The organism is Pseudoalteromonas sp. MTN2-4, assembly GCF_042848605.1.
Classification (GTDB): Bacteria; Pseudomonadota; Gammaproteobacteria; order Enterobacterales; family Alteromonadaceae; genus Pseudoalteromonas.
Genome location: NZ_BTGK01000003.1, coordinates 130,433 through 150,355 on the forward strand (window position 1 = coordinate 130,433; position 19,923 = coordinate 150,355).

19 protein-coding genes are annotated in these 19,923 nt (G+C 39.5%); 12 read left to right on the top strand and 7 right to left on the bottom strand.

The features are described 5' to 3' along the window. Positions 1 to 25: 25 nt before the first annotated feature. From ACGHEH_RS09460 to ACGHEH_RS09490, 7 genes are all read left to right on the top strand, one after another. A complete protein-coding gene (locus ACGHEH_RS09460; protein ID WP_390444449.1) occupies positions 26 to 1,273 on the top strand; it encodes a sensor histidine kinase in 1,248 nt (415 codons plus the stop codon). Between the two features lie 85 nt (positions 1,274 to 1,358). Beyond that, positions 1,359 to 2,456, top strand: coding sequence for a type 1 glutamine amidotransferase domain-containing protein (locus tag ACGHEH_RS09465; protein WP_390444451.1), 1,098 nt, complete (start codon positions 1,359 to 1,361; stop codon positions 2,454 to 2,456). Between the two features lie 90 nt (positions 2,457 to 2,546). Continuing rightward, complete coding sequence (locus ACGHEH_RS09470) at positions 2,547 to 3,395, top strand: SPFH domain-containing protein (RefSeq protein WP_390444453.1); 849 nt, start codon at positions 2,547 to 2,549, stop codon at positions 3,393 to 3,395. Positions 3,396 to 3,457: 62 nt separating this feature from the next. After that, a complete protein-coding gene (locus tag ACGHEH_RS09475; protein WP_058029893.1) occupies positions 3,458 to 3,655 on the top strand; it encodes an Arc family DNA-binding protein in 198 nt (65 codons plus the stop codon). Between the two features lie 28 nt (positions 3,656 to 3,683). Continuing rightward, positions 3,684 to 4,664, top strand: a complete 981-nt coding sequence (locus ACGHEH_RS09480) for an alpha/beta hydrolase family protein (protein WP_390444456.1) — start codon at positions 3,684 to 3,686, stop codon at positions 4,662 to 4,664. Positions 4,665 to 4,668: 4 nt separating this feature from the next. Further along, positions 4,669 to 4,986, top strand: coding sequence for a cupin domain-containing protein (locus tag ACGHEH_RS09485; protein WP_390444459.1), 318 nt, complete (start codon positions 4,669 to 4,671; stop codon positions 4,984 to 4,986). Between the two features lie 5 nt (positions 4,987 to 4,991). Continuing rightward, positions 4,992 to 5,243 (top strand): hypothetical protein, encoded by a 252-nt coding sequence (locus ACGHEH_RS09490; protein ID WP_138478675.1) that lies wholly within the window; start codon positions 4,992 to 4,994, stop codon positions 5,241 to 5,243. 163 nt (positions 5,244 to 5,406) lie between these two features. Here the strand turns inward: ACGHEH_RS09490 and ACGHEH_RS09495 are convergent, their stop codons facing one another. Further along, a complete protein-coding gene (locus tag ACGHEH_RS09495) occupies positions 5,407 to 7,407 on the bottom strand; it encodes a urocanate hydratase (RefSeq protein ID WP_390444462.1) in 2,001 nt (666 codons plus the stop codon). An 11-nt stretch (positions 7,408 to 7,418) separates the two neighbouring features. After that, the gene (gene hutH / locus ACGHEH_RS09500) at positions 7,419 to 8,918 is read right to left on the bottom strand and encodes a histidine ammonia-lyase (RefSeq protein WP_390444465.1); all 1,500 of its coding nucleotides are present in this window, start codon (positions 8,916 to 8,918) and stop codon (positions 7,419 to 7,421) included. Between the two features lie 126 nt (positions 8,919 to 9,044). Between hutH and ACGHEH_RS09505 the strand changes: the two genes are divergently transcribed. From ACGHEH_RS09505 to ACGHEH_RS09525, 5 genes are all read left to right on the top strand, one after another. Then, positions 9,045 to 9,941 carry a LysR family transcriptional regulator gene (locus ACGHEH_RS09505; protein WP_390444467.1) on the top strand — a complete coding sequence of 299 codons (897 nt, stop codon included), beginning with the start codon at positions 9,045 to 9,047 and terminating at the stop codon, positions 9,939 to 9,941. Between the two features lie 233 nt (positions 9,942 to 10,174). Continuing rightward, the gene (locus ACGHEH_RS09510; protein ID WP_390444469.1) at positions 10,175 to 10,333 is read left to right on the top strand and encodes a hypothetical protein; all 159 of its coding nucleotides are present in this window, start codon (positions 10,175 to 10,177) and stop codon (positions 10,331 to 10,333) included. 131 nt (positions 10,334 to 10,464) lie between these two features. Next, a complete protein-coding gene (locus ACGHEH_RS09515; RefSeq protein ID WP_390444472.1) occupies positions 10,465 to 11,112 on the top strand; it encodes a PTS transporter subunit EIIC in 648 nt (215 codons plus the stop codon). A gap of 59 nt (positions 11,113 to 11,171) precedes the next feature. Next, positions 11,172 to 11,594: a hypothetical protein gene (locus ACGHEH_RS09520; RefSeq protein WP_390444475.1), complete on the top strand. Its 423-nt coding sequence runs from the start codon at positions 11,172 to 11,174 to the stop codon at positions 11,592 to 11,594. Further along, a complete protein-coding gene (locus ACGHEH_RS09525) occupies positions 11,507 to 12,184 on the top strand; it encodes an EAL domain-containing protein (protein WP_390444477.1) in 678 nt (225 codons plus the stop codon). Before ACGHEH_RS09520 ends, ACGHEH_RS09525 begins: the two co-directional genes overlap by 88 nt. A 57-nt stretch (positions 12,185 to 12,241) precedes the next feature. Here ACGHEH_RS09525 and ACGHEH_RS09530 read toward each other — a convergent pair whose 3' ends face one another. The 5 genes from ACGHEH_RS09530 to ppk2 form a co-directional block, all read right to left on the bottom strand. Next, complete coding sequence (locus ACGHEH_RS09530) at positions 12,242 to 15,058, bottom strand: bifunctional aconitate hydratase 2/2-methylisocitrate dehydratase (RefSeq protein ID WP_390444480.1); 2,817 nt, start codon at positions 15,056 to 15,058, stop codon at positions 12,242 to 12,244. Between the two features lie 214 nt (positions 15,059 to 15,272). Beyond that, entirely contained in the window at positions 15,273 to 17,522 is a 2,250-nt protein-coding gene (locus ACGHEH_RS09535) for an NAD(P)-binding protein (protein WP_390444482.1), read from the bottom strand. An 11-nt stretch (positions 17,523 to 17,533) separates the two neighbouring features. Then, positions 17,534 to 18,493 carry an acetoacetate decarboxylase gene (locus ACGHEH_RS09540; RefSeq protein ID WP_390444485.1) on the bottom strand — a complete coding sequence of 320 codons (960 nt, stop codon included), beginning with the start codon at positions 18,491 to 18,493 and terminating at the stop codon, positions 17,534 to 17,536. A 261-nt stretch (positions 18,494 to 18,754) separates the two neighbouring features. Further along, positions 18,755 to 18,931: a hypothetical protein gene (locus ACGHEH_RS09545; RefSeq protein WP_390444486.1), complete on the bottom strand. Its 177-nt coding sequence runs from the start codon at positions 18,929 to 18,931 to the stop codon at positions 18,755 to 18,757. A 9-nt stretch (positions 18,932 to 18,940) separates the two neighbouring features. Beyond that, on the bottom strand, positions 18,941 to 19,828 hold the full coding sequence (ppk2, locus tag ACGHEH_RS09550; RefSeq protein WP_390444489.1) for a polyphosphate kinase 2: 888 nt from the start codon (positions 19,826 to 19,828) through the stop codon (positions 18,941 to 18,943). Positions 19,829 to 19,923: the final 95 nt, after the last annotated feature.

A 19,923-nucleotide genomic window follows, 5' to 3' on the forward strand; every position in this document is an offset into this window, starting at 1 on the left:
ATAACTAAAATAAAGTGAAGCAACGATGAAAAGCCTTTCAAGCAGTATAAGTCGCGTTATTATAGCGACTGTGATATCTATCTCGCTTATTTATAGCTTGTTGATTATCTTATATGCATGGACAATTGAAGATAATATTTTTAACCGTTTAGTCAACGACGAAGCTACTTATATTACTGAACAATTTAAACGTTCAGGCGTGGTGCTGCCACCAAAAGCTAATTATATGCACTTGGTTATAAACTTTGCAGATCTGCCTATCGAGATCCAAAAAGAATACCCGTCAAACGCTAGCAAAGTCGAGTACCAAATAAGTTCTGGCAAAACGCTCCATATGACCACCCTAGAATTAGGTGGACAACACTTATTTTTGCTCGCTGACGTAGAGCAGTTCGAGGTCAGCAAAGATAATATGCCAAACTTGCTCGTGTGGCTTTTAGTAATAGCTTGTGTTATTTCTGCCATAGCCCTCGTTGTTAGCTTATTGACTGCCAAGAAGATAACAAGGCCTTTAAAAACGCTCGCATCTCAAGTGAACACAAAAAATGCAGACAACATTGAGCCTGATGTATTTCCAGAAAACGAAATCGGTTTATTAGCACTCAATACTAAAAACGCTTTTACTCAGTTGAATAGCGCACTTGATCGAGAGCGCGTTTTTACCAAAGACATAAGTCACGAAATCAGAACGCCTGTGGCGATTATTCAAAATGTACTTTCAGAAAGTAAAGAAGAAAAAATAATCACAGAAGATAATTTTGATACAGTTGCGAAGGCAGTTGCCAATATCAATCAAATCACTTCAATTTTATTGGCGCTTGCACGTACCGAAACCAGCCAAACAGAGGTGGTTAATTTAACTGCTGAGTTAGAGTCTTTGATTATTAAGCAATTCGATTTTTTACTTGCACAAGCAGACAAACATCTTGAGTTAACTCTTAATTTTGACGGGGATGTTGAAGTAACGTGTAACCAAAATCTGGTTAACATTCTGATGCTAAATCTATTGTCTAACATTGTACGACACGCAAGTGGCGATAATGCCGACATCACCTTAAATAATCGACAACTTATTTTTGAAAATCATACTCAACAAAACACCATCAATTCACCATTGGCAAGCGGCGTAAAAGGCAAGCAGAGTGGAGGGTTAGGGCATGGTTTAAACTTAATAAAGCGTATTTGTGAGCAATTAAATTGGCAATTGCACATTGAGCAACCGCAAGGTTACTTTATAGTGAAAATAAGCTTTGATAATCCACTTAACGATTAAATTAATACTCAAATAATTAAATCACGACAAAGTCACGACAAAATAAAATATAAAGTGCTGCTAACTTCAACAAGGAGAAGCAGCAATGAAATATTTAACTTTATTCATAATTTGTCTGGGCTTAATAAGCCCCCATGTATTTGCCAAAAAAGTCGCTCTATTAATTTCCGGTTACGGCAATGAGACCCAAGGTAAAATTAGTTATGACCTTGAAGAGCTTGCACAAACTTATTTGGTTTTGCATAACCATAACTTAGAGCTTGATATTGTCACGCCTAAAGGCGGTGAGGTTGTTGTAAAAACTAATAAAGACAACCTAGTTTATATACAAAAATTCAAAGGTCTTGCCTTTCATAAATTGCAAAATACTCACTCAGCAAAACAGGCAATTAAGCAAAGCTATGACGCTTTATTTATTGTTGGGGGAGACGGAGCAATGTTTGATTTACCTTTTGACTCTGCAACTCAAAATTTTATTAATCAGTTTATCGAACAGCAATCTCCAATCGCCGCTGTATGTCATGGACCTGCTGCACTGGTTAATTTAAAACGTTCTGATGGTCGTTATTTTGTTACAGGCAAGAAGGTAAATAGTTTTACGCAAATCGAAGAGCAAGCTTTTAATGCAGAGCTACTTGATAAGTTTCCATTTTCACTTGAAGAAAAGTTGATTGAGCGAGGTGCGATATTTGTGAAAAACAGCCCAATGATGCCGTATATTGCTGTTGATGGAACGCTTATAACAGCTCAAAACCCTATGAGTGTTGCGAAAGCTGCCGAAGCCTTGTTACTAAAGTTAGGTATTTCACCAAAGCAAAGAACACCCTTTAAAGATGAAGCAACATTCGAATTAATAACACAGGCCAAATCAAACGGTGCTGCGGTTATTTCAATTGAGCTTGCAAAAGATAAAACGAGATATGACTTAAACTATTTGGGGCTCTACGCTTTTTACGCATATAGACTCGCACAAACGCAAGAACAAAAAATACAGGAGTTAACGCTTAAAGCTGAAATAGCAAACATCTTTAAGCATCCTAAACTATCACAGTCTCTGATTAACGCCTACTTAGAGCAGCAATTAATTAAAGAAGCAGAGCAGGCATACCAGGTATTTAGACTCGATTTTCCAAACGATAAGTCTATCGCTTTGCTTGAAAATAAAATAAATAGTTACAAATAGACATCTACAAAATAGAAACAAACTACTTGCCAAAAATCCAAACACGATCTAATGTGATATCAACTTGATATCACATTGATGGAGTTTTCAATGAAAGAAACAAAAGGATTCTCAATAAACGGGTATGTTGCAACGGTGATTTTTATTGCAATCGCATTAGTTTGTTTGAGTCAATTTAACCCCGTAAATGGCGATGGTATTTTATTCGTCGTTATAGCAGCCCTTAGTTTAGCGTGTTTAGCTGGTTTATTTATGGTGCAGCCAAACCAAGGCCGCGTTCTAACCTTATTTGGTAGTTATGTTGGCACAGTTAAAGAAAATGGTTTGCGTTGGACGATCCCTTTCTTTATTCGCAGAAATATTTCTTTAAGGTTAAGAAATTTTGAAAGCAACAAAATTAAGGTCAACGACGCACATGGCAATCCAATCGAAATTGCTACTGTGGTTGTTTGGTCAGTAAAGGACACTGCAGAAGCGGTATTTGAAGTTGATGACTATGAAAGCTTTGTAAATATTCAAAGTGAGGCTGCACTGAGAAATATGTCGAGTGCCTATCCATACGATCAACATGATGGTGATGAAATTGCATTGCGCAGTCACCCAATTCAAGTCTCTGAAGCACTAAAAACAGAAATTCAAGACAGATTGGCAAAAGCAGGTGTAAAAGTACATGAAGCTAGAATTTCACACCTTGCCTATGCCTCTGAAATTGCCAGTGCCATGTTACAACGTCAACAAGCTTCAGCCATTATTGCTGCAAGACAAAAAATCGTAGATGGTGCTGTTGGTATGGTAGAGCTTGCATTAAGCCGATTGTCTGAGCGAGAAATCGTAGAGCTAGACGAAGAGCGTAAAGCAGCCATGGTTAGCAACTTGCTGGTGGTATTATGCGCCGAGCAAAATACGCAACCTGTGGTCAATGCAGGTAGCCTTTACTGATATTAGATTTTCAAATTGAGTTGAAGTGTAAGCTTCAACTCAGCAATTTAAAGAGGCTTATTTTGGCCAGTAAGAAAAGTTACCCACTTAGAATAAACCCTGATGTATTAGCCGCAGTACAGCGCTGGGCCGACGATGACTTACGCAGTGTAAACGCGCAAATAGAGTATATTTTGCGAGATGCATTGGTAAAATCGGGCAGGGTGAAAATAGTGCAAAAAGTGGTAACCGAAGTACATCCACAAGACCCAGAAGAATAAAGCTTATTTTAAGCTTCAAGGAGTAAAAATGGTTCAGGAAGAGATTGTATTTAAGTCACAAACGCTAAACTTAAAAGGTACATTGTCATTACCTAAAAGTAATGGAAAATTTCCTTGTGTTGTTATGGTTCACGGTAGTGGCCAGCAAGACAGAGATGGCAACATAAATGGTTTCGATACCAATATTTTTAAACAACTTTCAGAGCAGTTAATTGAAGCCGGTTACGCCAGTTTTTGTTATGACAAGCGTGGTGCAGGTAAAAGTGAAGGCGATTTTAAAACAGCTGGGTTAGAAGAAGTTGTGTTAGATGCTCACCAAGCAATCAACCATATTTCAACCCATAAACAAGTAAATACTGACGCTATTTATGTATTAGGGCATAGTGAAGGGGCTTGTTTAGCACCTGAAATAGCAAATGAGAATAAACTTATTTCTGGGTTAATTATGCTTTGCGCTAGCCTTCGTAGCTTTGAAGAAGATGGCATTAAAAATGCGGAAGTAATGAATCGAGATCTCGATGCTTTGAAGGGCCTAAAAGGCAAGATCTTAAGGCTTTTTTTGTACACCAAAGACCCTGCTAAAACTATGCGAGATTTGCGGCAAAAAGTTGAAAGTACCGATAAACCAACAGTGAGAGTTGGCTTTCAAAAAGTAAGCACCAAGTTCTACAGAGAAACCTTTAATTATGATGTGAAGTCGCATTTGGCTAACACGATAAAACCAATATTAGCGATTGGAGGTGAAAAGGACTTTCAATGTCACTCTGATGATACTAAGCTCATCGACAAGGTTACAAAAGCATCAACAAGTACACATATCATCGAAAATATGGACCATACTTTGCGGTTGCAAACAGGTTTGCCTTCGCTCGCCAGCTACAAAAACGCTGGTAAAAATGACATAATGCCTGAGGTCGCAATTCAGTTAAATGATTGGCTATCAGGGCAAATCAATTTAATTGAAGAACATGTAACCGATGAGAAACCAAAACCAACAGCCATAACTTAAGCGAATGACAGTTAACTTACTTAATAATATTCCTACTGACTTATCAAACGAAGTCTTTGAAGAACTAATTAATACTGATTCTGTTCGGGTTGAGCGAATTATTTCTAAAGGACATAGCTCACCTGCAACGGGTTGGTATGACCAAGACGAGCATGAATGGGTGATGGTCTTAGAAGGGTTTGGCGTACTTGAATTTGAAAATGGCAAATGTGTGAGGCTAGAGAAAGGAGATTCATTTAATATACCAGCTCATACAAAGCACAAAGTGAAACAAACTTCAGAACAACAGCCAACGATTTGGTTGGCTGTTTTTTATAAATAATCGCCATGGCAAAACCCAATAAGAAAGGGCCGGTAAGAACCGTTGATATTTTTTGCGCAAAATGTAGAACTCAACTTTTTAAATACCGAAAGGGCGGTAAAGGTGCGCTAGTTAAATGTTTTGAAGAGCGAATTGTTGAAGATTACACAAACGATAAAATACATTGTCCTCAGTGTAATATTGAATTTGCAAGAAAAACACTGATCAGAGGCACGCCCGCACTAAAAATTGTTGGTGGTAAGGTTACTTTTAAATAAACCGCTATCAAAAGGTTTTTGTTTGAGTGTGTCGAATTTATAGTGAGAAACAATCTTAGTTAAGATCATTTTGCACCTAGCTTGCACAATAAATATAAAGTCGAATCAAAAAAAAGCCGTTTCATGTATTGAAACGGCTTTCTCAGAAAAACAGCTTGTTTTATTAAAAATCCAACTTATTTAAAATATCGTCTTCGACATTTTGTGATAGCGTGACTTTAAGCTTAGGTGTACGCGCCATTTCACGTTTGATTGCAAAATTGGCTTCTTCGTTACGTGCCCAGCTGCGACGCGCAATACCATTGTTTACGTCGAACAACAGCATAGATTTAAGGCGACGCTCAGCATCATCACTACCGTCGAGTAGCATACCGAAACCACCATTCATTACTTCACCCCAACCAACGCCACCGCCATTGTGGATAGACACCCATGTTGCACCACGGAAACCATCACCGATCACATTGTGAATAGCCATGTCCGCCGTGAAGCGGCTGCCATCATAGATGTTAGATGTTTCGCGAAATGGTGAATCTGTACCAGATACATCGTGGTGGTCACGACCAAGTACCACAGGACCAATTTCACCGCGTTCAATGGCATCGTTAAATGCTTTAGCAATTTTAATGCGGCCTTCAGAGTCGGCATATAGAATACGTGCTTGTGAACCAACAACTAGCTTGTTTTCTTTCGCGTCTTTGATCCACGTAATGTTGTCTTGCATCTGCTGTTGAATTTCTTCAGGCGAGTTTGCCATGATTTCTTCAAGCACTTGCGCGGCAATTTCATCTGTTTTGTCTAAATCTGCAGGGTTACCAGAAGTACATACCCAACGAAATGGACCAAAGCCATAGTCAAAACACATAGGACCTAGAATATCTTGCACGTATGACGGATATTTAAAGTCGATGCCGTTTTCAGCCATAACATCACCGCCCGCACGCGATGATTCTAGTAAGAACGCATTACCGTAATCGAAGAAATATGTGCCTTTCGCTGTGTGCTTGTTTACTGCTTCAGCGTGGCGCTTAAGAGTTGATTGTACTTTTTCTTTGAATAGGTCAGGTTCTTCACGGATTAAACGGTTTGATTCTTCGTAGCTAATATCAGCTGGGTAGTAGCCGCCTGACCAAGGGTTATGAAGAGACGTTTGGTCTGAACCTAGGTGAATAAAGATGTCTTCTTCTAAGAAGCTTTCCCACACATTTACAATGTTACCAATGAACGCAATAGACACTACTTCTTCGTTTTCTTGTGCTTTACGCACGCGTGCAACTAAGTCATCGATGTTATCAACGAGTTCATCTACCCAACCTTGCTCATGACGTTTAATCGCGGCTTTTGGATTAACTTCGGCACATACTGTAATACAGTTAGCTATATTCCCCGCTTTTGGTTGAGCACCGCTCATACCGCCAAGACCCGCGGTTAAGAAGATCTTGCCTTTCGGACTTTCGCCTTTGTTAAGCACCTTACGGAATGCGTTCATCACCGTAATAGTTGTACCGTGTACGATACCTTGTGGGCCAATGTACATAAATGAACCCGCTGTCATTTGGCCATACTGAGTGACACCTAATGCATTGAACTTTTCCCAGTCATCTGGCTGAGAATAATTCGGGATCATCATACCGTTTGTAACTACAACGCGCGGTGCGTCTTTTGAAGATGGGAATAAACCCATAGGATGGCCAGAGTACATATGAAGCGTTTGGTCTTCTTCCATCTCGCTTAGGTATTTCATAGCCAGTAAGTATTGTGCCCAGTTTTGGAATACCGCACCGTTACCACCATAAGTGATAAGCTCTTCTGGGTGCTGTGCTACAGCCGGATCAAGGTTGTTGTCGATCATCAGCATGATCGCAGCAGCTTGCTCACATTTTGCCGGATAATCAGAGATTGAACGTGCTTTTAGCTCATAGTTAGGCTTAAAGCGGTACATATAAATACGGCCAAAATCTTTTAATTCTTGAGCAAATTCAACGGCGAGTTCAGCGTGCCACTCTTTTGGGAAATAGCGGAGGGCATTGCGAACTGCAAGCTGTTTTTCTTCTGCACTTAAAATATCTTTACGTTTTGGTGCGCGGTTGGCACCAGCCGGATACGCTTTTGGCTCTGGCAAAACGCTTGGAATACCTTGTTTGATGATATCTTGGAAATTCATGTCGGTTTTCCTTAGTTTACTGAAACTGTGAAAGCTTGAGATTTAACAAATTCAACCATGGCATCGATGTCTGGTTTAAGTAGTCTGTCTTCTTCAAGCTTGGCGACCTTAGTACGGATCAACGCGTGGTTTTGTTCAATAATATCTGAACACGTATTTGGGCGTCTGAAATCAACGGCTTGGGCTGCGTACATTAATTCAATTGCAAAGATTTTTTCTAGGTTACCAAGAATTTGGTTGAATTTACGGCCAGAAATACTTCCCATAGAAACATGATCCTCTTGACCCATTGATGTTGGTACACTGTCAGCTGATGGTGGGAAACACAGTGATTTATTCTCAGTTACCAATGCCGCTGTGGTGTACTGCGGGATCATCATGCCTGAGTTTAGGCCACCTGATGTCGTTAATAGACGTGGTAGACCGTGTAGGCCTTCAAGCAATAAGTAACAACGACGGTCTGAAATATTACCCAGTTCAGCTGCAGCAATTGACGCATAGTCAAGTACCATTGCTAGCGGCTGACCGTGGAAGCTACCACCCGAGATTGCTTCTTCTTCGCTGATAACGATTGGGTTATCAGTAACAGAGTTCATTTCGGTCTCAGCTAATGATTTTAAATGGTTGTACGCGTTACGTGATGCGCCGTGAACCTGAGGAATACAACGTAAAGAATACGGGTCTTGTACGCGGTCACATTCTTCATGATCAGCCATGTTTTGTGAGCTTTTAAATAATCGACGCATACGTTGAGCGACTTCAATGTTGCCTTCAAACGCACGAATTGCATGTAGTTCTTCTCTGAATGGCGACTCACTACCTTGCATACCTTCAATACTCATTGCGCCTGCAATGTCAGCGAGGTCGAGTAAGTAGCGCATTTTAGTTAGACCAGTTATGGCATGTGACAAAATAAACTGAGTTCCATTAATCAGCGCTAGACCTTCTTTGGCATGTAAGTCCATTGCTTCAAGGTTGTTGTCAGCCAGTACTTTTTCAGCAGGTTGAATTTCGTCGCCTACCCAAAACTCACCTTCACCAAGTAGGGGTAAGAATAAGTGTGATAATGGCGCTAAATCGCCTGATGCACCTACTGAGCCTTGTTCTGGTACTACTGGAATTAAATCAAGCTCAATAAACTTAAGCATACGCTCAACGGTTTCAAGACGAATACCTGAAAAGCCTTGGCTTAACGCATGTACTTTAGTGATAAGCATTAGTTTAGAGATAGATTTAGCGATTGGGTTACCAACACCTACTGCGTGAGTGATCAGCAGGTTTTTTTGTAATAGGTTTGTTTCTTTTGGCGTGATTTGCGTATCACACAGCGGTCCAAAGCCGGTGTTGATGCCATACACCGCTTTGTCTGATGCAGCCATTTTGTCAACGCGTTGGCGGCTTGTATTTATTTTGTCGATAGCCTCACTTGTTAAAACAGCATCAACTGACCCGTTTGCAATACCATTTACAGTATCAAGATCTAGACGATCTACACCGTATCTAAACTTCATCTTGTTCTCCAAATTCATTGAGTTCTTATATTTATGGCGTAAATATTAACGAGTGGATGAAGTTTTATAAATTGCATATAATCGATATTCATTCCGGGTTTATCAAACTAAATATTTGGCACATTAATGCAAATACATGACGTAGATCTTAAATTATTAAGAGTTTTTGTCGCAATCGTGGAATGTGGTGGTTTATCTGCTGCAGAATCTAGATTAAATATTGGACGCTCGACCATTAGTTCACATTTGTCGGACTTAGAAGTTCGTTTAGGCATAAAGCTTTGTAAGCGAGGTCGAAGTGGTTTTGAGTTAACAGAGTCGGGTAGGGTAACCTATCAAGCCTCTTTAGAGCTTTTACGTCAATGTGAAGCCTTTGCCAATACTGTAGCCAGTTCTAAAAATGAGTTATCGGGTCGAGTGAATATCTCTGTCATAGATACAATGGTGAGTGACCCCCGCTGTGGCGTTGCACAAGCGATAGCGTCACTTCGCCAGCTAAGTAAGAACATTCAATTTGATATTAATGTATGTGAGGCTAGAGAAGTTGAAACTTCGGTGATAAACGGTCGTTCCCTTGTTGGCTTAGGTGTGAGTCGTCATCATATTAGAGGGCTTGAATATATTCCGCTGCACAACGAAAACAATTATCTATACTGTGGCAAAGGGCATGAACTGTTCAGATTAGAAGGACAGAGATTGTCAGAGCGTTTATCTGATGCTGAGGTGATTACTTCAAACTATATGAGAGACAAAGAAGTCAGAAATGATGGTTTGAATTATCAAAACAGTGCAACGGCATATCATGATGAAGGCATTGCGCATTTAATTTTATCTGGTCAGTTTATTGGTTATCTCCCGGAGCATTACGCGAGTTACTGGGTTGATAAAGGACTAATGAAGGTAATAGAGCCTGAGAAATACACATATCAGATCCCCGTGAGTTTAATCATTTCAAAAAATAACCAAGCCAATCCATTGTCAAATGCCATCGTTGAGGCACTTATATACTCGCATAGTGACTAATAGCAATCCTCAATAATGCTCAATCCTCTTGAAGGACTAAAACAGAAGCGGCCTTCGTTGAATATTTTTATTTAGAACAACTAAATAGCAAAATTATCGAAGTTGCTAACGGTCAGTTTTCTTTGACTCAAAAATGACTGCTTAATTAAGAGGAGTGGTATGGCTTTAATCATTTATTCGCAGATATTAAGAAGGTATTATACTTAATTTAATAACAATGTTTGGGCGCCTTTTTGTCATTTAAAACAGCGAAACGTTCAAAAAAGGCGGTATTACACAGTCGATTTTTTCTGTCTTTGCTTGAAGCCTTCATTGCTCTGATCCCCTATTTTGTCAGCAGTGCCATCGCTATTTTGTTGTTAAAAAGTGCTTTAAAGCTCAATATTGTGTGACAGACCGATCATGCTTATTCAGTCATACTGGCATGTGCTTCTTTAGTGCTTTCTTTATTTCCAGTTATTGTTTCTAATTCCATCGTTTTTTTATTAGTAAAAACTTTGGGCAAAGTGGTGTGGTGGGTGCCATGCTGGCGCTGCTCTGCTTTTCACTTCATGGGCAGTATATCAATTTTGATGGTGATTCATTTAGACTTGATCCTACTGGCGGCACACCCTATGCGGTCATTATTCCTTGCTTAAGAAGCCTGATCTTAAAGTTGTTGGTAAACCTTCACCCTAATTTAGATAAACACTTTCATCATGTAAGTCGTTTTTTGAGCGAAAAATTACTGATTATCCTGCCTTTTACGCTGACATTATTTAGCTTTTATACATTTATGCCGGTAATTAACTTTGCCGGAGATCTGATTGCTTCTTGGATAACGCTAGATATTAGCCAATCAACAATAGCAGAATTAACGTTTGAAAGAATGCTGTTTACACACGGCCTTTGGTTTTTAGGCATTCATGGCGACAATACTTTTAATATGGTATTTGACGTAAATTATTTAATGCAACCAATTATAGGAAACTTACCTGCGAAAACATTTTACGATACATTTGTTTTAATAGGTGGGACAGGCTGTTTCGCAGGGTTAATTATTGCGGCATTATTCTTGAAATCTGGCTCACATGAAAAAAACATTGCTAAACTTTCAATGCCATTTACGGTTTTCAACTTTTGCGAAATCATTCTTTTTGCATTACCCATATTTTTAAACTTCCTTTTGTAATGGCACCAACAATTAACTTTGTGATTTCTTATACAGTTATAGATTATGGGTTGGTTAACGTGAGTAATGAAACGATTAGTTGGATGACACCTACACTGGTAAATGGGTTCATTGTGTCTCAAGGCTTATCAGGGGTGTTATTGCAATTATTTTTATTATGCTTGAACACATTAGTTTATTACCCATTTTTGAAATGGCACAGTGAACAAATCAATTTTGATAAGGCCATCAGTAAATTGAGTGATCAACTCAACATCTCTGAGCAGCTTCGTAATAAAGGTGAGTCAGATTTTATTGCACACCAAATAGATCTAGAAAAAGCAAATAAAGCACTGAAAGAAGTTCTCACAGAGATCAGCAAGGGTAGGCTACTACTTTATTACCAACCGCAAATTTGCCAATTTTCAAAAACCGTTTCTGGTTTCGAAGCATTGTTAAGATTAAAAAACAATCAGGTGATATTGTTGGTCCTTATTTCTTAGACACCTTAATCAAACATGATGAAACAGAAATTATCGATATGTGGGTGATTGAACAAGCACACAGAGATTTATTGTATTTTAATAGTAAAGAGTTTAAACCAGTCATTAGCATAAATGTTAATCCAAAAGTGATGACAAACAGTTTATTAGTAGAATATATCTGTGAAGTGTTCAAAGATTTTCCAAGTCAGCTAAAAATTGAAATAGTTGAATCAAGTTATCTAACAGATAAGAAAACGGTGCTTAAGAATATAAAAAGCTTACAGAATGCAAAAATACATACAGTTATTGATGATTTTGGAACAGGCTATTCTAGTTTGGCCATGTTGTCAGAGTTACCAATAAAATACATTAAGCTTGATAAATCATTACTAGACTATACTGGCACAGTTAAGGGAAAAGAATTCTATCAACATGTTGTTGAATTAGTTCATAAGATGGATAAATCGATTGTTGCTGATGGTGTAGAAACACACGAGCAGTTGGCGTTTATTAATGGTTTAAAAATTGAGGTAGTTCAAGGTTGGGTATATCAGAAAGCACTTGCAAAAAAGGATGTTATTAATTTCGAAAAGCGTTTTGAAAAATAAAAAACGCGGTAAGAAAAAATACTTACCGCGTTTTAAAATTAAAGAAGCTTAACAATATTAAGCATCAACAACTTTTACTGGCACAGCTTGCTCAGAGCCAAACTTAGTTGTTAGTTCTTCTTCAGCAGGAGTAAATGCTGTTAGGTCGATGCCCTCAACTGCCGCAGTATACTCTTCGATAGTTGGGAAGCGACCAAGTACGGTTGAAAGCACTACTAGTGGTGTTGAACCAAGTAGAGATTCACCTTTCTTCTCAGCTGTATCAGCTACAACACGGCCTTGGAAAAGACGCGTTGATGTTGCAATTACAGTGTCACCAGGTTCAGCTTTTTCTTGGTTACCCATACAAAGGTTACAACCAGGGCGTTCTAGGTAAAGGATGTTTTCGTACTTAGTACGTGCAGCCGTTTTAGGTTGCTCATCGTCAAACTGGAAGCCAGCGTACTTAGCTAGGATATCCCAATCGCCTTCAGCTTTAAGCTCATCAACGATGTTGTACGTTGGTGGAGCAACAACTAGCGGAGCTTTGAATTCAATAGAACCATTTAGTTTTTCAAGGTTACGAAGCATTTGAGCGATGATTTGCATGTCACCTTTGTGAACCATACAAGAACCAACGAAACCAAGGTCTACTGGCTTGTCATTGTAGAATGAAACAGGGCGAATAACGTCGTGCGTGTAACGCTTAGAAACGTCTTCGTTGTTTACATCTGGGTCAGCAATCATTGGCTCAACGATTTCGTCAAGGTCAACAACAACTTCAGCGTAGTACTTAGCGTTGTCGTCTGGTGCTAGAGCTGGTTGCTCGCCAGATTGAACTCCTGCAATACGCTCGTCAGCTAGGTCGATAAGGCCTTGTAGCGTCTTAGCTTCGTTTTCCATACCCTTGTTGATCATGATCTGGATACGGCTCTTAGCTAGCTCGATAGACTTAACAAGTGTTTCATTGTTTGAAATACAGATAGATGCTTTCGCTTTCATTTCTGCAGTCCAATCAGTGAATGTGAACGCTTGGTCAGCCATTAGTGTACCAATGTGAACTTCGATGATGCGACCTTGGAATACGTTCTCACCGCCAAATTGCTTAAGCATTTGCGCTTGAGTTGCGTGAACAACGTCACGGAAGTCCATGTGCTTAGCCATGTTGCCTTTGAAAGTTACTTTCACAGACTCTGGAATTGGCATTGCAGACTCACCCGTTGCTAGCGCTAGTGCAACAGTACCTGAGTCAGCACCGAATGCGACACCTTTAGACATACGCGTGTGCGAGTCACCACCGATGATGATTGCACGGTCATCAACTGTAATATCGTTAAGTACTTTGTGGATTACGTCAGTCATAGAGTGATAAACACCCTTAGGGTCACGTGCAGTGATAAGACCAAACTTGTTCATGAATGCCATTAGCTTAGGAATGTTTGCTTGCGCTTTTTTATCCCATACTGAAGCCGTGTGACAACCTGATTGGTATGCACCGTCAACAAGAGGAGAAATTGTAGAAGCAGCCATTGCTTCTAGTTCCTGTGACGTCATTGGACCTGTAGTATCTTGAGAACCAACGATGTTTACTTTAACACGTACGTTTGAACCAGCGTGTAGTGGCGTTTCAGATTGAACACCTACCGCGTTACGGTTAAAGATTTTTTCAACAGCAGTCAGACCTTGGCCTTCGTGCGAGATTTCTTTAGATGGTGCATACACTGTAGGCGCTGCAACACCCAGTGTTTCAGCTGCTAGTGTTTGCAGTTTCTTACCGAATACAACCGCGTAAGAACCGCCAGCTTTCATGAATTCAACTTTTTGTGGTGTGAACGCAGATGAGATGTCTGCTAGTTCTTCTTCACCGTTGAATAGCTTTTTAGCTTTAGTATCGATAGTAAGCACAGTACCCGTTGCTACTGAGTATGCTTCTTCTAATACAGGGTCGCCGTTTTCATCAGTAATTGTGTTACCTTCAGCGTCTACTTTCTTAACCCAGTTTTTAAGGTCAAGACCGATACCACCGGTTACATCAACCGTAGTAAGGAAGATAGGTGCAATACCGTTAGTACCCGCAACAACAGGTGCAATGTTGATGAATGGAACATATGGGCTTGCTTGCTCACCTGCCCAAAGTGCGACGTTGTTCACACCAGACATACGTGAAGAACCTACACCCATAGTACCTTTCTCTGCGATAAGCATTACTTTAGCGTTAGGGTGCTGTTTTTGAAGTGAAACGATTTCTTGTTGTGCTTCAGGGGTGATCATACATTGGCCGTGTAGTTCACGGTCAGCACGTGAGTGCGCTTGGTGACCAGGAGAAAGTAAATCAGTTGAGATATCACCTTCACCAGCAATATAAGTTACAACTTCAATTTTTTCTGCAACGTCAGGCAACTTAGTGAAGAACTCTGCTTTTGCGTAGCTTTCTAAGATGTCTTTAGCAACGGCATTGCCAGCTTTGAATGCGTCTTGTAGACGAGTTGTATCTGCATCGTATAAGAAAACTTGTGTTTTAAGTACGTCAGCAGCTTGTGCAGCAGTTGCCGCATCTTCACCTAGAGCAAGGTCTAGTAGAGCAGCGATTGATGGACCACCTTTCATGTGTGAAAGTAGTTCAAATGCAAAATCAGCTGTGATTTCAGCTACAGACTCTTCACCAAGAATGATCTCTTTTAAAAATTGTGCCTTAACACCTGCCGCAGAGGTAGTACCTGGCAATGTGTTGTAGATGAAGAAGTTTAAAGAATCTTCACGGTGCTCATTTGTTGTATCTTTAATTTGAGCAATGATTTCAGACAGAAGCTCTGCGTTGTCGATTGGTTTTGGGCTAAGTCCAAGTTCCGCTTTACGCGTTTGGATCTCTTCCATGTATTCTGTATACAAACTCATAGAAAACTCTCGGTGTTTTTTTACTTGATACGAAGTGAGCAACTTAGTGCTAAATTAAATTGCCCAACGAAAATGCTCATTAAAGCCGACTCATATTATAGCCGACTTTATGTATGATATTTTGAATCTATCAATTACTTGCACTGCGATTCTATCGCAAATACATAATAATTTACATCAATACTAAAAATAGTTGCTATAAATATAATTAATATCAAAGCGCGCCATCAGGCTCAAATCCATCTTCACCGCTGATATGCTCAGGTATACCGCAAATGGCTCTTGATGTTTGCATGCCTGCCATTACTGCGGCTTCAACACATCCTGCATTTACACCAGTTTTGATCCAGTCCCCCGTGATGAATAAATTGCTGAAAATAGTGCCATTAGTTGGCAATCGATATTGGCTACTATTTGTGACTGATAGCACATAGCGCTCAGAAGGATCGACGTTTACGCGCCAATATTGTTCATCAAAACGTGACTCCCTCGTTAGCTTATTTGAAGAATAAAGAATGTCCCAATTAAATTCATCACCGTGATAGGCTTCAGGCCATAGTGGTTGCATTTCTTTATTCAATTTTTCGAGCGCGTTTTGTTTAACAATGGCTTTTTGCTGAGATGGGAAGTCGTGTATATCTTTACCAGGGTAATCATCACACGTAAAGGCACTACAAAAATAAGCGATATTTTTGGGATGATTGTTTAGTGGCCAATCTTCTTTATCTAATAAGTTAGACATTGCAGCCCAGGTATCAAAAGGCTGAGAAAAACTACTTAGAATAGGACGCTCTTGGCTTTCAGGAATGTAGTTAAAACCAAGCTGCTCATCCGTTTTATTCAACCACAATTGAAATGCTTGAGTAGCGACAGCTTTAACTTCAGTTGCTTGTTGCTTAAATTTGTCGTCTAGTGCGATTAATTCAGGACATAAGTGCTCAATAGAAGCGACTGAAATACCAAAAATTACTTTGTCGAAATCTTTCCCTTGCTTTAGTGTTTTGGTCGTTAAAGTGTGCCCAAATTTCGCTTCATAAACTTGAGGCCAATCACTCCAGAATGATTCCAAATTAATATTTTTGTCTTGTAATAAATCAGCTTGCGCATCTTCAATTTGATCATAAAGCGGGTAGGAGGGCCAGCAGGGTAAACCTTTGACATCTACAAGTGGATCATAGCTATTTGACTTCAATGAGACTTGTTCAGTCATCATAATCTCATTAATGAGATTATCAGTTTGGCTATTAGTTGCGGGCTTTAAAGCTTCAATCTGGTGGAAAAATTCAAATTTTACACCGCGGTGTTTTAGTAATTCGTAAATAGGTGAAAATATTACATCACCCATGCCTGCTTGCATTTTCCACATAACGCCACCGTGGTAACAGAGCATAAGTCTTAGCATGGCTAAACTTGCAACGCCAGCTTCAACATCTCCTTTGCTAAAATCACCATCGACATAACCGAATACTAAATCGTAAAAACCAATTACAGGCGCTGATTCAACACTGTACTTTTCGTTAGCGCCATTCTTTTTAAGCCAATCTTTAAAATCGATATTGTTGATTGCACCAAAGCCTTTAGAGAAAACTTTATCTTTTATTAGTCCTGTCGCCATTGCGATAGCTAAATCAGCGCAGATATAAGCGCGTCTAATCGTTGGATTATCATCGAGTAATTCAATGGCCTCACTATTTAACCAGCGTTTCAATTTACGAACTATGTACCAAACAACAAGTCTGTCTTTTGGGTTTTGTAGATTTTTATCGTTCGATCTGAGGGATAAAAGGTGTTTGAGCTGGGTGGCAAGGATCTTAGGCGAAGACCAAATTTCTTTCAGTTCATCATGCGCGGAATCAAAAAAATCACTCACTTCGTCTTCAATGTCATCGAAGGCATCAGTTATTTCTGTAGCCAAGTGTCTTAATAAGTTTCTATCTCTAGACTTTTTTGTTTGTAACTTAGTTACCTTGTTTGCCTGTTCTATTTCGTCTTCTAATGAGTCTATAAATTTATGAAGCCATGCAATAAGTACTTCGAGCAATTGCCAAAAATGCAGATCGAGAGTGCCATCAGCTGGGTTCCCCTCAATTGTTGGAAAGTCTACTGGCCAAGTTTCCCATTCATTTTCAATAAACTCTTGTAACACCACAAAACTATGTGGCTTAAATGCTTCTTGCCAGGTACTCAAGGGCATGTTGTCTGGCCTGTTTAATTGATTATATACAGTTTCAATAGCGCGAAATGAATTAACATAAGCGCCAAACCATACATGTAGACCATGCTCTTCGATTCTTTGTCCTAAATAGGGATTTCTACCACTGGCGCCTTTACCACCTAAACGCCAACCTAGCTGGTAAACTGTAATGTCATATTTATCTTGCCAGTTTTCATCTTCTGTCAAATAAACAGCTGATGTCATTGCGGCAACGCCGCCACCTAAAATAACGATTTTTTCCTTAGCCATAGTCAGCTCCTTTAGCTGTTATTTGAAACTATTTCATAAGCACCATCCTGGTCAAAATCCATGCAAACATAATAGGGGAGTAGGGCTTTTTGCTGCCCAATTTTAATGCCAAACATCTGATCAAACGGGAAAGCATCGAGTTTATTGATGTTGACGTGATACTCGTCTTTGAGCATCGCTATCTTATGGACTTTTCTCACAGTTGAAGGTGAGTGAACCACGGCACTGTATACCGAATTGTAGGCAAACCCGTCAGGAATTTGCTTAAACAGAATTTGATCCATTTGCGGGTTTTTAATCCCACTCATAAATTGCTTTATAAGTTCAGCGCTTATCTGGATTTCCTCTATGCTCGCATGAATAAGCTCTGCCACTTCTTGACCAACTTCTATGATCTCTTCAAATAGCGAATCACCGTCAGAGAAACGTTTAATGGTGAGCAATTCGTGCCAGTCCATTTTGGTAATTGGGTTAAATGGCTGAAATGTTTCTAGGCTTAACGTAAAGTTGTCAGCTTGTTTATAGTCACTAGGCATAGAGTAGCGGCACAAATACTTGTTATAACCCCAAGTTTCGCGTCCATTCACTAATGCGTTAATATTATTTACGGTAATAAACGCCGGATACCAATAAATATGTAAAGCTTTCTTTGTGCTCTTATCTACCTTAGCAATAGGCAACCAAACAATAATATCTGTTTCTTGCATCCAACCGTATTGACTAAATGGTTCAACTTTTGAAGCGATGTTTTCAATATCAGTAAAAGTAAGTAAACAATATTGAGATAGAGGTTTAAAATACACATCATTGGTTGAAACTGAATTTAGCGTTGAATCGACAAAATCTGTGATCGTGTCGTATTTGCCTTCAATAAAAAAACCGTACATTCTTGCATTGAGCATACGACAGGGTGGCTTTGCAATAGGGTTTCCTAAAAAGTGCTGGTAACTTCCAGAGTTATTCTCTGACATAGCAATTTCCTTCTTTGATAGCATGATTGTTATATCTGTTTTAGCAGAGGAAATTTGAATTATCGAGTAAGTGATAAGAAATAGCAGAGCTTTAACTCTGCTATTTATAAATTAGGCTGCTGAGATATCAGCTTTTTTGTTTTTAGCCATTTTCTTAGCGCGCTTGATGGCAGACTTTTTAGATGCTTTCTTTTGGGCAATTTTCATTAATTTAGCATCTTTAAGTTGCTTAGTTGCATATTTTAGTTTCTTAATGGCTTTTTAAGCGGCACTCTCTGCTTCTTTAGCTTGATCAACGGCAAGTTGCGCTTTATCTGAAGCGTCTTTTGCAATTGACGATGTGCGCTCAACTTCTTGCTGGCTCAATTGTATTATTTTTTCCAGTTTCGTCAGTCTGTCTTCAAAAACAAGATCGGCATCTAATGTTAAATCTTCCATTGTGACTCCTTATTTACGTTCGAAAGAGCTCGGCTCGCCGACAATCAGAGGGTCAACTTGATTAACGACGTCTTCGTCTTTGCCTGGGTAATCTAAGCAGCTTAAGAAGTGTCTCATACAGTTAATACGACCACGCTTTTTGTCGTCAGAGCGGATCTGGGTCCATGGTGCATCTTTGGTATGCGTATGAAACATCATGGCATCTTTCGCTTCGTTGTAGTCATGCCATTTTGAAAGAGAGGCCATATCAACCGGACTGAGCTTCCATTGTTTCAGAGGGTCATTTTGGCGAGACTTAAAGCGTCTAAATTGTTCTTCACGGCTAACAGAGAACAAATATTTAAATAATTTAATACCGCTATTGACCAGTATGCGTTCGAGATCGGGTGTTTGGCGCATAAATTCGAGATATTCATTATCGTCACAAAAGCCCATGACTTTTTCTACACCAGCACGGTTATACCAAGACCGGTCGAATAGAATGATTTCTCCTTTTGTAGGTAAGTGCTGAATATAACGTTTAAAATACCACAGATTACGCTCTCTGGGATTGGGCTTTTCAAGTGCGATAACATGTGCGCCACGGGGGTTTAGGTGTTCCATGAAGCGTTTAATTGTATCACCTTTGCCTGCTGCATCTCGGCCCTCGAAAAGCACAACAATACGTTGATTGGTTTGTTTTACCCAACCTTGCATTTTTAAAAGTTCAATTTGTAATTCGTGTTTATGGCTTTCGTAATCAACGACATCCATCTTCGATGTATAGGGGTACTTACCATCAGCGTTCCACTTCATTGGTGGGTTTTTTACATTCAGGTCAAATACCAACTCGCTATTTGAGTCTTTAACATGATCAGACGGTGGGGTTGGAAATTGCTCTATATTATTTGATTGCAAGGGCGCTTCCTTATCCAAAAAATTAAACCGATAACACCTTACTATAAAGCGCGCTTCAAGCAGTGTATTGATCTATGTCTAATTGAGCATAAAAG

Excerpts from the sequence above, each read along its gene's own strand:
- ACGHEH_RS09515 (WP_390444472.1), top strand. The coding sequence starts at position 10,465 with ATGCTGGCGCTGCTCTGCTTTTCACTTCATGGGCAGTATATCAATTTT.
- ACGHEH_RS09505 (WP_390444467.1), top strand. The coding sequence starts at position 9,045 with ATGCAAATACATGACGTAGATCTTAAATTATTAAGAGTTTTTGTCGCA.
- ACGHEH_RS09460 (WP_390444449.1), top strand. The coding sequence starts at position 26 with ATGAAAAGCCTTTCAAGCAGTATAAGTCGCGTTATTATAGCGACTGTG.
- ACGHEH_RS09485 (WP_390444459.1), top strand. The coding sequence starts at position 4,669 with ATGACAGTTAACTTACTTAATAATATTCCTACTGACTTATCAAACGAA.
- ACGHEH_RS09535 (WP_390444482.1), bottom strand. The coding sequence starts at position 17,522 with ATGGCTAAGGAAAAAATCGTTATTTTAGGTGGCGGCGTTGCCGCAATG.
- ACGHEH_RS09465 (WP_390444451.1), top strand. The coding sequence starts at position 1,359 with ATGAAATATTTAACTTTATTCATAATTTGTCTGGGCTTAATAAGCCCC.
- ACGHEH_RS09530 (WP_390444480.1), bottom strand. The coding sequence starts at position 15,058 with ATGAGTTTGTATACAGAATACATGGAAGAGATCCAAACGCGTAAAGCG.
- ACGHEH_RS09540 (WP_390444485.1), bottom strand. The coding sequence starts at position 18,493 with ATGTCAGAGAATAACTCTGGAAGTTACCAGCACTTTTTAGGAAACCCT.
- hutH (WP_390444465.1), bottom strand. The coding sequence starts at position 8,918 with ATGAAGTTTAGATACGGTGTAGATCGTCTAGATCTTGATACTGTAAAT.
- ACGHEH_RS09470 (WP_390444453.1), top strand. The coding sequence starts at position 2,547 with ATGAAAGAAACAAAAGGATTCTCAATAAACGGGTATGTTGCAACGGTG.
- ACGHEH_RS09545 (WP_390444486.1), bottom strand. The coding sequence starts at position 18,931 with ATGGAAGATTTAACATTAGATGCCGATCTTGTTTTTGAAGACAGACTG.
- ACGHEH_RS09480 (WP_390444456.1), top strand. The coding sequence starts at position 3,684 with ATGGTTCAGGAAGAGATTGTATTTAAGTCACAAACGCTAAACTTAAAA.
- ACGHEH_RS09495 (WP_390444462.1), bottom strand. The coding sequence starts at position 7,407 with ATGAATTTCCAAGATATCATCAAACAAGGTATTCCAAGCGTTTTGCCA.
- ACGHEH_RS09490 (WP_138478675.1), top strand. The coding sequence starts at position 4,992 with ATGGCAAAACCCAATAAGAAAGGGCCGGTAAGAACCGTTGATATTTTT.